This window comes from Pantoea sp. SIMBA_079, from assembly GCF_046940275.1.
GTDB classification, from domain to species: Bacteria; Pseudomonadota; Gammaproteobacteria; order Enterobacterales; family Enterobacteriaceae; genus Pantoea; species Pantoea borealis.
This window is the reverse complement of sequence record NZ_JAWRYR010000011.1, coordinates 56606-70691: the sequence shown is the minus strand read 5'-3', so window position 1 is coordinate 70691 and position 14086 is coordinate 56606. Positions and strand designations below refer to the sequence as shown.

Below are 14086 nucleotides of genomic sequence, written 5' to 3'. Positions count from 1 at the left end.
CTTGCTGTGGCCACGAAACAGGTGATAAAGACGAGTAACAGTTCGCTAACGTGAGGCATTCAGCGATCATCCATGCCTGAGTTGAGAGAAACGAGATACTGAGCTGCCGTGACGGTGGCCTGACGGCGCGTTTCAATAAACGTCGCCATCTGTGTCGTGGCCTGGGCTAACAGCTCAGCCGGTGCGGTACCCGGCGATCCACTGCTAAAGGGCGGTTGGGGGTCATACTCCATCTGCAGCTGAATCATCTGCGCCACCGCTTCACCCTGCAGGTCAGCTACCACTGTCAGCGCGAAGTCGATGCCTGAAGTCACGCCTGCGCCGGTGATGCGGTTTCGGTCGCGTACCACGCGCGCGCTGACCGGCTCAGCACCCAGCAGTGACAGCTGATCCAGCGATGCCCAGTGAGATGTGGCCTGGTAACCTTTGAGCAGACCCGCCGCCCCCAGCACCAGCGAGCCGGTACAAACTGACGTCACGAGTGAGGCCTGCGCGCTTTTTTCACGAATAAATGCCAGTACAGCGCTGTCCGTCATCAGGGCAATCTGCCCCGGACCGCCCGGCACACAGATCACATCCAGCGACGGACAGTCGTCGAAGGTGGTGGTGGGCAACATCGCTAATCCCCGATCTGAGATCACCGGATCCCGCGTTTTCCAGATGAGATGCACCCGGGTGTGTGGCGCGCGGGCAAAGACCTCAAAGGGTCCGGTGAGATCCAGCTGGGTGACGCCCGGAAACAGCAGTAATCCTACAGAAAGTTCAGACCCGTGCATGACAGCATCCTTTCAGGTGTGCGATAAAACACCATAGCGAATATACACGCAGCGTGTATAGCTCTCCGGCAGTCCAGAGAAGGAAATAACAGGCAATGAAAACCATTGGTATTCTGGGCGGAATGTCTTCCGCCTCAACGCAAACCTACTATCGTCAGCTATGCGAGCTGACGCGTCAGCGGCTGGGGGGACTGCATTCGCCGGAGCTGCTGATCCGCTCGCTCGACTTTGCACGTATTGAGCAGCTGCAGGCCAGCGGTCAGTGGGCGGCTGCCGGTGAGATCCTGAACAGAGAGGCGCACGCGCTGGCTCGTGGTGGTGCAGATTTTATTGTGCTGGCCACTAACACCATGCACAAACTGGCTGAAACCATGATGAAAGACGTTGCTGTTCCGCTGCTGCATATCGCCGATGCGACTGCAGAGCGTATTGTGGCGTCGGGACTGCGCGCGCCGGGCCTGATCGCTACCGCATTCACCATGGAGCAGCAGTTCTACCGTCAGCGGCTGGAAACGGCCAGGCTACAGCCGCTTATCCCGGCTAACGACGATCGTGCCAGGGTACACCAGATTATTTATGATGAGCTGTGCAAACATATCACCACGACAGCCAGCCGCGAGGCGTTTGTGCAGGTGGCAGAGCGGCTGGTAGCGCAGGGCGCGGACTGCATGATCCTTGGCTGCACTGAGGTCGGCATGTTGCTCAATCAGGGCAATGTCTCTGTGCCGGTGTTTGACACCACGCTGATCCACTGTGAAGCAGCGCTGGCGTTAGCGCTGACACCCTGACGCCGGCTGCAGCACCAGCCGGATAAACGCGGTGATATCCGTCATCGCCTGCTGATGTTTCTCTGCTGAAGGGCTGATACTCAGCACCTCAGCGTAACCATTGAGCATGGCGCTAAGCTGACGGGTAACCTGACCTGTATCGGCAGTGTGAAAGTGCTGCTGATCCACTCCCTGCTGAATCATCCCGCCAATCAGTGCGCTCCAGCTGGCTATGTTCTTTTCAGCGAGGGCGGCCCATGCGTCATTGTTCGCTGCCATCTGCCAGAGGGAATCATAAAGCTTCCACGTTGCATCCACTCTATCCGGCAGGTAGATCCCGGCCAGCCGCCGCAGCTGCTGCTCTGGTGCCAGCCCTTCAGCCTCGCGCGTAAACTGTGCGATCTCCTGCGCCATAAAGCGCTCGACCGCGGCCAGGGAGAGCGCCTGCCAGTTACTGAAGTAGTGATAGATATGGCTGCGCGACAGGCCAAGTTGCTCGGTAACGTCACGGGTCGTAACCGCTGCAATGCCTTTTTCGATAAACAGCGCCACAGCGGTATCAAGAATACGGTGCTTTAATTCGTCGGTATTTTTCTTCATCTGCGCTTTTGCATTCCGGTCACAACTCAGGGCGCATGGTAGCAGATATACCGGTGATTGCCGCGTTTAACCATTGGTGTGGTCTATATCAGCAATTGCTGAAGATTGTTCCGGGCAGGCCGATAACCGTGGTCCGTTTCTGCACAGTTCAGCGTGCAGCGGCGGCAACGCACTGATGAGTTCTGATTGCGAACGGACCCTGCTTTTAGCCCTCTTTTAACCACACCAGGCTGCGCAGCTTTAATGCGCATTAGCTTACAGCAGGAAAAATAAGAATATGTCTTTAATGAAGACGATGTTTAGCCGCGCCCGTTTTACCGCACGATCTCAGCCTGCAGATGGTATCTATCATTGCCAGAATCTGCCTGTCTCGCCGGGCGATATTGGTCTTTCCTCGCGTGCGGCTGGCATTTTACTGACCTTTGTGCCGCCGGAAGCGGATTTTTATCGTGTCAGTCAGGCCTGGCAGCGTTTCAACTCGGCTGCGTTAACGGTCATTACGCTTTCATCCAACGGGGCGCTAAGCGCCAGCGGTAAACAAAGCACCTACTGTGACGGTAACGGGCAGGAGGGCAGCTGGCTCTGGCTGCCTGACTCACTGGTCGCGGAGCATGAAACCCATATTATCGATTTGCATCTGAAGGATACCCACAGCGTCACCGAGCGTATCAGTGCCATTCAGCGCGATCTGGCCGCGCTCCAGCTGCGTATGCCGCTCTCTGCCGATCGCACGTTTGCGATGATCTACTGCGACGGCTTATCTGCGTCAGAAGGCTTTTTTATGCAGGCCTGGTATAACAGCGGTCGCTTTCCCTGCCTGGCCATTGGCGGCTCAGCAGGCGGGCGTACAAGCTTTGACGGTACGTGGATAGGGGCAGGCGGGCAGGTGCTGCAGGGCAAGGCGGTGGTAGTGTTCTGCCGCATGGCGGCCGGTAAATCATTTGCGCCGTTCAAAAGCCAGAATTTTACGCCGCTGGAAAAGAGCTGGCTGATTGCGGAAGCCGATCCGCTGACGCGTACCGTGACCTCTGTCTTTACCGCTCAGGGCAAGCAGCAGCCGTTCACCGCCGCGCTGGCAGACCAGCTCGGCTGCAGTGAACAGCAGCTGAGTCAGCGTCTGCAGGGTCTGACGTTTGCCGTTAAAGCAGGAAACGAATATTTCATACGCTCGGTCGCAAAAATCGAGGCCGGGCGCGTACATTTTTTCTGCGACCTTGAATTTGGCGACCGCCTCTGGCTGATGCAGGAGCGCGACTTCAAAGCGGCGACGCTGCAGGACTGGGAAAAGTTTGTCTCACGCCACGGCAAGCCTGCTGCAGTCATGATGAATGACTGCATTCTGCGGCGTCAGGGAAACCTGAGTGCCCTGCAGAATGCACATTTCTTCAAAGGCATCCCGGCCGCCGGGTTTTCCAGCTTTGGTGAAATCCTTGGCGTGCCGATTAATCAGACGCTCTCGGCGCTGGTGTTTTTCAACCGCGACGTGAAAGCGATGGCGCAGTTTCCGGTAGAGTATGCGGGCTATGCGGCGCACTATGCCCAGCGCGCGCTGCGCCGCTGGGAAGCGCTCAACGGCATTCAGACCCGGGTACTGGGGCGCGTGGTGAGCTATCAGCAGGAGCTGACGCCTATTGTGCAGGCGCTGCCGGCGCTGGAAGCCGCCACACACAGCCAGAGTGAAACGCTGAACATGGCAGAGAACAGCATCCGTGCAATCAGCGCTATCGCCAGCGAAAGTCAGCAGGCACAAAGTCAGCTTGGTGAGGGTCTGGACGATCTGGAGCGGATCTCCGATGGCATCAATGTCATCACGCACGGTATCAGTAACATCGCGTTTCAGACTAATATCCTGGCGCTGAATGCCGCCGTTGAGGCCGCACGCGCGGGCGAAGCGGGACGCGGCTTTGCCGTGGTCGCAGGCGAGGTACGGCGGCTGGCGCATTCGTCAAAAGAGCAGGCGGAAGCCACCGCCAGCAATATCAGCGACGCTGTCGGTACCATTTCCCGCATCCGCAGCGTGGCCAGCCATACGGTTCAGACTGCCAGCGACATGGCCGATCGCAGTCTGCACGCGGCGGATGCCATCGCGGCCATGAGCCAGCAGACGCGCAGTGAACGGGCTGACATTACACAGCAGCTGCAAAACCTCCGTACGCTGACGGCCGGTATGGATGCCATGCAGGCTGCCGTTGATGAACTGAAAATACTGCAAAAGCTTTCGGCCGAACGTTAATCCCTTTACTCCGGGCGCACCCTCAGCTGCGCCCGTTTCCTGTTTCCGCTTTTCTGCAGATTGACTTTGAGCAGTTGCTCAAATAGACTCGCCTTGAGTTTGAGCAACCGCTCAAATATGCAATTACATCAGATGAACCTATGAAAATCCTTAGTGCAGCCTCCACTCAGCCGGCCCCGACAGGTGCAGCCGCCATGCTTAAAATGCTTGGCATGCGCCACAGCAAAAAACTCATCATCACGCTCGGCCTGGTGGTTGCGGAAAACGCGCTTTATCTGCTTTATCCCTTACTGGCGGGCTTTGCCGTCAACGCGATCCTGGCAGGCAATGCGCTGCACGCGGTGCTTTATGCCGTCATGGTTCTGGTAATGTGGCTGATTGGCGCGGCACGACGCAGCGTTGATACCCGCACTTTTGCCCGCATTTATGCTGAGATGGCCGTCCCGGTGATCCTCGCTCAGCGGCGTGAAAATAACCGCGCTTCAATGGTGGCTGCGCGAGTGACGCTGTCACGTGAATTTGTCGACTTTTTTGAGAAGCATCTGCCGGTGCTGATCACGTCAGTAGCATCCATTGCCGGCGCGGCAGGGATGCTGCTGCTGATTGAATTCTGGTCAGGCATGGCGTGTCTCGGCATTCTGCTGTTTTTTGCGCTGTTCCTGAAAGGGTTTACGCGTAAGAACGAGCAGCTGTTTCTGCGCCTGAACAACCGGCTGGAAAAAGAGGTTGATATGGTAAGCCACGCGCCCGCCTCACCGCTGGTACGGCACTATCGCGTACTGGCCCGACTGCGGATCTGCCTCTCCGATCGGGAAGCCGTTGGCTATCTGGCAATCGGCAGCGTAGCCGCGCTGCTGTTTGGCAGCACCATTCTGGTCATGAGCCTGAGAGGCGGCGTGGAAGCGGGGCATGTGTACTCTGTCATGACCTATATGTGGATGTTTGCCATGAGCCTTGATGATGCGCCTCAGCTGCTGGAAAAATATTCCCAGCTTAGGGATATCGGGCGCCGGGTAAACAGCGGGAGCTGATCATTCTTCACTGACCAGGCTCAGCAGATGCAGCACGCTTCTGCTGGGGTGATTGCGCCGCCAGGCAAAGGCGATATCCGTAAACAGCGTATTGTTTTCAATTTCGCAAAACCGCAGCTGCGGGTTATTGATACAGCACAGTGAGGCAGGTACCAGCGCGACGCCGCAGCCGGCCGCGACCATGCCCAGCGAAGCGGCGATCTGCGGGGCCTGCTGAAAGCGATCGGCGCATAAGCCGGCGCGCAGGCAGGTACTGACGATCAGCTCATAAAGGCTGGGTGCCACCTCGCGCGGAAACATAATCAGTGTCTCTTCCGCCAGCTGCGTCAGCGCCAGGCTTGCCTGCTGGCTCAGCGCATGCCCGGCCGGCAGCGCAATCATCATGCGTTCAGTCGCGATAACCCGCAGGTTAAACGCTTTGCTGCTTTCGCACGGCAGGCGGATAAACGCGGCATCCAGCAGTCCGTCACGCAGATCCTGCATCAGCAGCGCCATATTCTCTTCGCGGGTGATCAGCTCCATCGCCGGATAGCGCGCTCTGAAGCGACCAAGAAGCTCAAATACCGGCGAGCCAAAGGCTACGGAGCTGGCAAACCCCAGCGACATCTGACCGCTCATTCCCCGCGCCACGCCGCGCGCTTTTTCCAGCGCGTGATCCGCAAGCTGTACAACCTGCAGCGCATCAGGCAGGAAAGCGCGTCCCGCTTCTGTCAATTCAACGCCGCGCGTCAGGCGCTTCAGCAGTGGCGTCCCTATCTCATGCTCCAGACGCTGGATCTGCTGACTCAATGGCGGCTGAGAAATACCGAGCATCTCAGCCGCACGGGTAAAGTGCAGCGTCTCAGCGACGGCAACAAAATAACGCAGATGGCGCAGTTCCATATCAAAAACGTCTCAAAGCTGGCAGCTTTCGCTATTGGATTCTGTGAGCAGGCTGGCTCATCCTGATATTAACACGGCTTAACTATCAGTTTGCGAGGCAGTAAATGTATGATTTTGTATCGGGTTGTTCATGCGAAGAACAGCTAAAAACAACCGTTGATCAGCTGGCAGGGCAATCAGCAGAAAAAGTTATCTATCAGACCTCGCTGATGAGCGCACTGCTGCACGGTGTCTATGACGGTACGACGACCGTTTCCCGGCTGCTGGAGAAGGGCGATTTTGGTCTCGGCACCTTTAATCAGCTTGATGGCGAGCTGGTCGCGTTTGATCGTCAGGTCTGGCAGCTGCGTGCTGACGGCAGTGCCCGTCCCGCCCGTCCGGAGCAGCAATCTCCCTTTGCCGTCATGACTTTTTTTACCCCGGAACATCAGCACCATTTCAGCGAAAAGAGCAGCCGTGAAGAGGTACACCGCGTTATCGACAGCGTGATTACTTCTGATAACCACTTCTGCGCGCTGCGTATCAGCGGTGATTTTGTCTCGGTGCAGACGCGCACCGTGCCCTGCCAGTGCCGTCCCTATCGGTCCATGCCAGACGTCCTGGGCAATCAGCCCACCTTTGATTTTCGTCAGCGCACAGGCGAACTGATTGGTTTCCGCACGCCGCAGTATATGCAGGGCATCAATGTCGCAGGCTATCACGAACATTTTATTACCGATGACCGGCAGGGCGGCGGCCACATTCTCGATTATGTACTGGCGCAGGGCACGCTGACCTTTGGTGCAATCAGCAAGCTGGTGATCGACTTACCGCAGGATCGCGACTTCCTGCGGGCCAACCTGAACCCTGACAACCTGGATGAAGCTATCCGCTCCGTTGAGAGTTAATAACCGAGGTAATGATGAAAGAACATAAAACCCAAACGAGCTGGCGTAGCGGGGCAGATCTGGTGGTGGCGCAGCTGGAAACCCAGGGCGTAAAGCATGTGTTTGGCATTCCCGGTGCGAAAATCGATAAAGTATTCGATTCGCTGGTGGATTCGCGCATTGAACTGATCCCGGTGCGTCATGAGGCGAATGCCGCTTTTATGGCGGCAGCGGTTGGGCGGCTCACCGGTAACGCAGGCGTCGCACTGGTCACTTCCGGGCCAGGCTGTTCCAACCTGGTCACCGGCATGGCGACCGCCACCAGCGAGGGCGATCCGGTGGTAGCGATTGGCGGCGCGGTGAAACGATCGGACAGCGCAAAACAGGTTCACCAGAGCATGGATACGGTGTCGATGTTTCGGCCGGTCACTAAGTTTGCCGTCGAAGTCACCGACGCTTCCGCGCTGGCAGAATGTGTGTCTAACGCCTTTCGTCACGCTGAAAACGGGCGCGGCGGCGGCGCATTCCTCAGTCTGCCGCAGGATATCGTCGATCAGCCGGTGACCGGCAGCCTGCTGCAGCATAAGGCACGCGTCACGCTGGGTGCCGCGCCAGATAAGCTGGTGGAGACGGTCAGCCGTGAAATAGCCCGTGCAAAAAACCCGGTGATCCTGCTGGGACTGATGGCGAGCCAGCCGGAGAACAGTGCGGCTATCCATGAGCTGCTGAGCAGAAGTCATATTCCGGTGGCCAGTACTTATCAGGCGGCGGGCGCGGTACGGCAGGAACATTTCCCGCGCTTTGCCGGCCGTATCGGTCTGTTTAATAACCAGGCGGGCGATCGTTTGCTGCAGCAGGCTGACCTGATCATCACTATCGGCTACAGCCCGGTGGAGTATGAGCCGGCGATGTGGAACCGCGGCAACGCAATCCTGGTGCATATCGATGTGCTGCCCGCCCAGACCGATAACCGCTATCTGCCCGATGCAGAGCTGGTGGGAGACATCGCGCAAACCGTACGTAATATCGCGGCACGCATTGAGGCGCCGCTGCAGCTCAGCGCTGCGGCCGCGGCCATTCTTGATGACCGACAGCAGCAGCGGCAGCTGCTGACGCTGCAGGGTGCGAGCCTCGATCAGTTTGCGCTGCATCCGCTGCGGATCGTGCGTGCGATGCAGGACATTATCAATAGCGACGTCAGTCTGACGGTCGATATGGGCAGCTTTCATATCTGGATCGCCCGCTATCTCTACAGCTTCCGCGCGCGGCAAATCATGATCTCTAACGGGCAGCAGACCATGGGCGTTGCGCTGCCGTGGGCGATTGGGGCCTGGCTGGTTGACCCCTCCCGCAAAGTGGTATCGGTCTCCGGCGATGGCGGCTTTCTGCAATCCAGTATGGAGCTGGAGACGGCGGTGCGGCTCAACGCCAATATTCTGCATATCATCTGGGTGGATAATGCCTACAACATGGTGGCCATTCAGGAGGAGAAAAAATATCAGCGCGTCTCTGGGGTGAACTTTGGCCCGGTTGATTTCAAAGCTTATGCCGAAGCATTTGGCGCAGCCGGCTTCTCTGTTAACAGCGCAGCAGAGCTTGAACCGGTACTGCGCCGGGCAATGGACGTTAATGGTCCGGCGGTGGTCGCCATTCCGGTCGACTACAGCGATAACCCGCTCCTGATGGGTCAGCTGCACCTCAGCCAGCTGCTGTAATCACGCAATATGATGAACGCCAGAGTGGCATCCGTGACAGGTGCCGCTCAGGGCAGTAGCGGGGCGTGTCTGCCCGATGCTGACTCCGATGATGTAGCCAGATTGCCATCACGGCAGAAGGCTACATCATCCGGACCCGGCAGCCTGGCCGCCGGGTTTCAATACAGGGAGCAGGGCTGTGCATCACTGTCTGGCAGATTCGGGAGTCAGTCCCCGACCCGGGAGAATTTGACACGCTGCCCCTGCAGACGGAGGCGCTGTTTCCGGGTATTTATCATCGGGCGTAACATATACCTGCGTTGTGGCTATATACCCGTCACTGAAGGTGGCTTCAATATAAGTAGCCTGCCATCCGCTGTCGGGGGTTGTCAGCTGAAAGCTGAGTCTCTCCCCGTCACCTTTCAGACTGACGGGTACCGAGCTGTATTTAACGCCGCAGGCATATCGAAAGTCTCTTGCTAACGGGTTTCTGGCTGTCCACTGCAACACGCTTGCCGGCTTTTCTGAAAAACTGACCGTCAGATATTTTTTTCCGTCACCGCGACTCTCTGTTTTTTCCGTAATGTCAGGGAGCTTTTTCTTTTCCTGAAAACGGTTAACAAACGTAATCAGCGACTGCTCCGTAACGGACAGAATGCCACTGTGCGTGGTGTCAGGAACAATCCGTAAAGACCTGACGCCAGGTAACCTATCATAATAAAAATGACTGTTGTCCGGGGCGTAGAAATCATCACCGCTGGCATTAATAATATATTTGTCAATTTTCAGACGCTCACCTATATCAGTATTCAGATAAGTGAGGGGATCTTCCAGCGTCATCAGGCTTGCAAATTCATCCGTACCCAACAGCTGATCAATGCCCGATTTATAATACGGATAAAAAGCTACCGGCCAGTTTTTTCCATATGACCGATATATGTGTTCAAGCGACTTTTTAGTATTCAGCAGGTCCATGGCAAACGGAACGATGGCATCGACGTCCGGATCAGACAGCGCTGTCAGCCACGCGGTCCAGCCGCGCTTGGAGGCTCCGGTGACAATAAATTTAGCTATATTTTGCTGCCCCAGTTCTTTCTTTGCCAGCCTGAAGGCCTGTGACACCGAGGCTGCCATAGGAATATGAAGGGATGCGTTCTGATATGTCTGAGTGTCTTTGATAAACAGTTTCCAGGAATAGGCCACACTGTTATCTTCACCCAAAGGGTCTGTGACTCCCTGATAACTCAGTCCCTGATTAGGAACATTACTTACTGATACTACAATGGTTTTTGTTGCAGTCGCAATGCGCGAGAGGGTGTGCTCACTGAAATCCGCAGGCGCGACAGGAGTGCCTGAGCCATCATCGTTGCTGCCATTATTGACAACAACAAGGGCGGTTTTTTCTCTGGCAGCGTCAGGAATATAGATATCCACTCCATTCTGCCAGCGTTCCGGGGAAACGACACCTTGCGGAGACCACACCTGTGAATTCAGGCTATACCTGTGAAGCATAACGCCAGGCAACTGTTTTTTTTCCACAAGAGAATAATCAAGTGGAAGTGATGCAAGTGATACTCTGTAATCAGAAATAAGGTGCGTCAGACGGGTGTTGTTCTTATATTCTCCGGCAGATAACGCCAGACAGACAGGCGATATAAATAGCATCGCAAGATATAATGCTGTTATTTTCATCATGAATCTCCGTTCAAAGATAAATAAACTGATTAGCGCAGGTTACTGAGCATCATGATATTAAGGCTTATTGCTGCCGATTGACTTACAGCTTTGTCCCGAAAAAATGCCAGTTTGCTACGAAGAGCGAATCCACCTTTTTCCGGCTCGCACCCGTCACACCAGTTGCAGGCGCAGGCGCTGCCAGTGAGCTCACATCCGTCGCAAATCTTATCTATCCGATCGTGGAATCACTCACCTTTATGTTTTCATAGCTGACAGCACACGGGTTAATTTTACTGTTCAAAAGGAATTGGCGTGGAAACCCGGAAAAAATATCCTGCTGTACTTTGCGGCGATAACAAAGATGGAAGTGTAACTGTTTCAGTAAAATAGCCGTTGTCAGGTCGGCTGCAATGCTACTTTCCGGTTATGGCAACCGGCCTGACAAGACGATGTCTCCTCCGGCGTTTCAGGGCAACCTGCATGTAAATAATGTCCCATACCATGACGGGGTAAGTTACCAGTCCCGGCGCGCCCGGCTGGGCTTTCTGACGGCCGAAATATGGCCTTATTAACTTTTCATATTGACGATGATAAATCGTTCAGGGCAGCAGCATGGCGACTTTCCTGATGATTAAGTTGAACAAGAATGCGCCAGCGCCCGCTGTTTTCTTCAATCCCGCTCAGATGCTGTCGTACTGTGGTGTATTTATACGTAAATTTCTATGCCATAGGAATAGAGCATCGTGGTGTATGATGGCAGCCTGTTAACCCGGTAAACTATAAGGATATTGCATGGCTGCAGATGGAAAAAACGTGTCGGCCGACACCGGCTATCACCGGTATGAAATTGCAGGGGACAATACGCACTATACCGATGTTCTGTGCAGTGAAAAAGTCATCCGCTGCCGGCGTGTGCCGGTCAGAGGAATCACGTTGACGGTGGGGATATTCTTTGACGGAACGGGCAATAACCGAACGAACGCCAGCGATCTGCAGCTGGCGTATGCCCACTGTGCCGGGCTGGTCGGTGAGGAGCGGGCCAGAGCGTGCGCAAAGTATGAAAAGCATGCCAGAGCGGAGCTGGGCAATGCCAGCTGGCAGGGGGGAATCACTAATATTTCGCGGCTGTTTGACCTTTATCAGCTCAGTGACGAACTCAGCGACAGTGACACAGAGGCGCAGGTGAAAGCCTACATCAGCGGCATCGGGACAGCGGACGGGGAAAGTGACTCAGTGCCGGGTAAGGCGCTGGGCAGCAGCCTTATCCGGCAGTTCGGGGGAGTGGTGACAAAGACCGATGAAGCGCTGGATAAAATCAGCAAAGTAATCAAGGAATTCATCGAAACTAACAGTGCTGATGTGGCGATCGTGAAGGTGCAGTTTGACGTGTTTGGGTTCAGCCGCGGGGCAGCAGCAGCGCGGCACTTTGCCAACCGGGTAATGTACCAGGACGCGGCGATAGCGGCCGCGATAGACAAGGGACTGGCGCTGACCGGACACCACGGAAAACCGGCAGGTGAGGTGCGCTTTCTGGGGCTGTTTGATACGGTAGCCGCCATCGGCAGCCTGCTGAACTTCTACGGCGTTAACGGGCGCAGCAACCCCGGGGTTAATCTCGAACTGCGCCCCTCAGTGGCGCAGAAGGTGTTTCAGATAAGCGCGATGCACGAGTGCCGGTACAACTTCAGCCTGAACAGCATCGCGGGGATGTGGCCGGAGCTGCCGCTGCCAGGGGCGCACTCAGATATCGGCGGGGGCTACAACGCGGGAGAAGATGAAATCTCCCTGCTGACGATGCCGGACTTTGAGGTGATACCGGATAGCGCGGACGAGACGCAGACGGCAGTGTACCGGCAGGCGGAGAAGATGCGCCTGAAGCTGACTTCGCTGCCAGCGCTGAAGTACCTGATGCCGCACGGCGAGGTAGAGACGAAAATGATTTCGTGGCCGCTGGTCAATCAGAACAAGGCGCGGGCGTTTATTTTTGAGAAGAGTGCGGGCGCGGCGGTGTTTATGACACGCAGGGCGGTGCCGAACGACTGGGAAAAGGTGTGCATGCGGGTGATGCTTGATGCGGCACAGGACGCCGGAGTGATGTTTGCACCGATACTCAGTAATAACAAAGAGCTGGCGTTGCCGTCGGAACTGCTTCCTCTGTGTGATAAAGCAATCGCGCAGGGGCGGGCGGTCAGGCGCGGCACGGAGCCGGCGGGCTTTACGGCGGATGAAATGCTGACCATCGGGCGTTATCTTCACTGTTCGGCGAACTGGAACATCGATTCGGATCTGAGCCTGTGGGTGAGTCCGTCTTCGGGAGAGGTTTTTCTGCGAAACCACTATGCACCGACCGATCAGCGCTCGTTCGTGTGGGCGATGGCTCCGGGCAAAGGCTGGGTGCGGACGGTGTGGCGGATGGACGACCAGCAGCAGTGGGAAGATCGGGCGCGTGTGAACGCAGACGCGCTGGACGGACTGTTCTGAGGAGGCAGGGATGAGACGATTATCGCTGATAGTGGCCGTACTGGCCGCGATGCTGACTGCCGGCTGCCATGACCGCCGGGCAGGCGTGAAGACGCTGCTGGGAGACGGGGTGGAGCACTATGGTAAAAAGCTGCCTTACGATCACTGGGAATTCAATTTTTTTCATCCGAAAAATCTGCCTGCGCTGGTGACAATGGTGTACCTGGAGGACGGAGATATCCGGGAAAGTATTTTCCGGCGACTTGATCAGACAGAACCCAGCCAGAGCAGTGTGGAAAAATGGAGCCGACACATAGGCGGTTTTCCAGCCAATTTTAATATTGGTAAGGCGCTGCCGGTCAGAATGACGGTGTGCTGGGACTCGGTTATCGATAAAAAGGCATATGAGACGGAGATCTGGTTCAGCCGGGAGACATGGCAGCAGATGCTAAATCCCTATCCTGATACTTATCGTCCGGGAAAAACGTATTACCGAAACAAAATGATTATTGGCCTGCCTCCCGAAGGAAAAGTCAAAGTATGGTTAAAGGACAATCTTAATCCAGCTGTGCTCCAGCAACCTGCCCGGCAACTCACCCTGACGGGGAATGACATGCTGATATGCAAAAACGTCCCCAACCGGATTGATTTTAGTTACATCGAGGCTAATGGCTACGATCCCTTTATGCGCGATTTTATCAAGGGAAAAACTTATCCGTATGGCGACTGGTAGGGTGCAAAGAGCAGCGTACTCTAAAGACTTTTTTGCGATGCTTTTTAGTGAAAATGCGGCGTGAAACAGTGGGGTAAAGAGTGTCTTACGAACATTTCAGCGCGCGTGGTGGTGATAATATGCGCCGTCTGCGGGATGCCGTGGAGGGTGGCGGTTCGTGCCGGTGACGGCTACGGGACCGGTCGGGCGAAGGTGTTCAGCGAAAAAATATTGGTTCTGAATACAGATCTCTTCCCTATGGTTGCTAATCACATCGATAACACGGTCAGCTTGAAGTTATTCGGGAAGAGACGGGAACAGAAAAGTGGCGCAGGCGTTTTAGTCCAGGCAATACACAACATATAGCTATCGAACCTGTTGTTCATCT

At 55.7% G+C, this 14086-nt stretch carries 11 protein-coding genes; 7 read left to right on the top strand and 4 right to left on the bottom strand.

What is annotated here, in order from left to right; translation table 11 throughout:
- Positions 1-59: 59 nt before the first annotated feature.
- Positions 60-776, bottom strand: a complete 717-nt coding sequence (locus tag SB719_RS14550; RefSeq protein WP_412159337.1) for a DJ-1/PfpI family protein — start codon at positions 774-776, stop codon at positions 60-62.
- A gap of 95 nt (positions 777-871) precedes the next feature.
- Between SB719_RS14550 and SB719_RS14545 the strand changes: the two genes are divergently transcribed.
- Positions 872-1564 (top strand): aspartate/glutamate racemase family protein, encoded by a 693-nt coding sequence (locus SB719_RS14545; protein ID WP_412159336.1) that lies wholly within the window; start codon positions 872-874, stop codon positions 1562-1564.
- On the opposite strand, the gene SB719_RS14540 is transcribed toward SB719_RS14545, so the two are convergent.
- Positions 1547-2143 carry a TetR/AcrR family transcriptional regulator gene (locus SB719_RS14540; RefSeq protein WP_412159335.1) on the bottom strand — a complete coding sequence of 199 codons (597 nt, stop codon included), beginning with the start codon at positions 2141-2143 and terminating at the stop codon, positions 1547-1549. The genes SB719_RS14545 and SB719_RS14540 overlap by 18 nt on opposite strands.
- A 277-nt stretch (positions 2144-2420) precedes the next feature.
- Between SB719_RS14540 and SB719_RS14535 the strand changes: the two genes are divergently transcribed.
- Together SB719_RS14535 and SB719_RS14530 are read left to right on the top strand one after the other, a co-directional pair.
- Entirely contained in the window at positions 2421-4376 is a 1956-nt protein-coding gene (locus SB719_RS14535; protein WP_412159334.1) for a methyl-accepting chemotaxis protein, read from the top strand.
- A 140-nt stretch (positions 4377-4516) separates the two neighbouring features.
- A complete protein-coding gene (locus SB719_RS14530; protein ID WP_304234621.1) occupies positions 4517-5407 on the top strand; it encodes an ABC transporter six-transmembrane domain-containing protein in 891 nt (296 codons plus the stop codon).
- Here the strand turns inward: SB719_RS14530 and SB719_RS14525 are convergent, their stop codons facing one another.
- Positions 5408-6289: a LysR family transcriptional regulator gene (locus tag SB719_RS14525; RefSeq protein WP_412159333.1), complete on the bottom strand. Its 882-nt coding sequence runs from the start codon at positions 6287-6289 to the stop codon at positions 5408-5410. It lies immediately after the preceding gene.
- Positions 6290-6393: 104 nt separating this feature from the next.
- Here SB719_RS14525 and budA point away from each other — a divergent pair, with 104 nt between their 5' ends.
- Together budA and alsS are read left to right on the top strand one after the other, a co-directional pair.
- Entirely contained in the window at positions 6394-7176 is a 783-nt protein-coding gene (gene budA / locus SB719_RS14520) for an acetolactate decarboxylase (protein WP_412159332.1), read from the top strand.
- Between the two features lie 14 nt (positions 7177-7190).
- Positions 7191-8870, top strand: coding sequence for an acetolactate synthase AlsS (alsS, locus tag SB719_RS14515; protein ID WP_412159331.1), 1680 nt, complete (start codon positions 7191-7193; stop codon positions 8868-8870).
- Between the two features lie 183 nt (positions 8871-9053).
- Here the strand turns inward: alsS and SB719_RS14510 are convergent, their stop codons facing one another.
- Positions 9054-10544, bottom strand: a complete 1491-nt coding sequence (locus tag SB719_RS14510) for a PhoPQ-activated pathogenicity-related family protein (protein ID WP_412159330.1) — start codon at positions 10542-10544, stop codon at positions 9054-9056.
- Positions 10545-11318: 774 nt separating this feature from the next.
- Between SB719_RS14510 and SB719_RS14505 the strand changes: the two genes are divergently transcribed.
- Positions 11319-13007, top strand: coding sequence for a T6SS phospholipase effector Tle1-like catalytic domain-containing protein (locus tag SB719_RS14505; RefSeq protein WP_412159329.1), 1689 nt, complete (start codon positions 11319-11321; stop codon positions 13005-13007).
- A gap of 10 nt (positions 13008-13017) precedes the next feature.
- Positions 13018-13719, top strand: a complete 702-nt coding sequence (locus SB719_RS14500) for a DUF2931 family protein (protein ID WP_412159328.1) — start codon at positions 13018-13020, stop codon at positions 13717-13719.
- Positions 13720-14086 lie beyond the last annotated feature (367 nt).